Here is a 941-nt window from a genome sequence, read left to right as displayed (position 1 = left end):
TATAGTAGTTTCTGCAGGACCTAGTTTAGCTAAACAACTTCCTTTACTTAAAGCTTATCAAGATAAAGCAGTGATCTTTTGTGCTGATGGGGCTTTAAGTATGCTTGAAAAAGAAGGCATAATACCTGATTATGTTTTAAATATTGACTTTGAAGACTTGCCTTTAAGATTTTTTCAAAATAAAGAAAATAAAACTTCTTTAAATATGCTTTCATGCGCCACGCATCCTAGTTTGGTTTGCGCACTAGATAATAAAAGTGTGATTTTAAGAGATGATCCTTTATACCAACGCTTCAATCTTAACGACTTTGGTTATGTTGATACAGGTACTCATGTAAGTCATTTTTCTTATACCTTAGCTTTGGCTTTAGGATTTAAAAATATTATTATGATAGGGCAAGATTTGGCCTTTGATGAAGAAGGAAATTCACATTCAAAAGGTTTTGATTTTGGGGAGAAATTTAACGATGAAGAAAATATAGACAAACTTAAAGTCCCCGCCTATGCAAGTAAAGGAGAAGTTTTAACTCATATGACTTGGAATGATTATCGCATAAAGCTTGAATATCTTTTTGCTTGCAACAGTAAAGAAGCTAAATTTTACAATGCTACTGAAGGTGGAGCAAGGATTAATTTTACTGAAGAACTTTCCTTTAAAGAATGTTGTGAAAAACTCCTTACAAAATTTAAACCCAAGTTTGAACTTCCCAAAAGTTTAACTAAAAATAGAAGTGATAAACTACTAGCTAAATTCAAAGAAAAAATACAAAAAGATCAAGATAATGCTAAAAGATTTTTAAATGATGCTTTAGCTTTAAAACAAATTTTAGAAAATATACTCAGTAAAGATTTTATTTTACCTTTGGAATTTTTAGAAAAAGTTTATCAAAATATAGAAAATTTCAATCACTCTTTAGATGAAGATGAGTTTATACAAGATG

The 941-nt window shown here is 29.5% G+C and carries 1 protein-coding gene; it reads left to right on the top strand.

Annotation, left to right across the window (positions count from 1 at the left end; translation table 11 throughout):
* Positions 1–941 (top strand): motility associated factor glycosyltransferase family protein (locus tag AJN60_RS10040; RefSeq protein WP_261661159.1); only part of this gene is annotated, 941 nt, incomplete at both ends.

It is taken from the genome of Campylobacter sp. BCW_4323 (genome assembly GCF_001763115.1).
GTDB lineage: Bacteria > Campylobacterota > Campylobacteria > Campylobacterales > Campylobacteraceae > Campylobacter_D > Campylobacter_D jejuni.
Note: the sequence above shows the minus strand (reverse complement) of the source record. Positions and strands in the feature narration are given on the sequence as shown.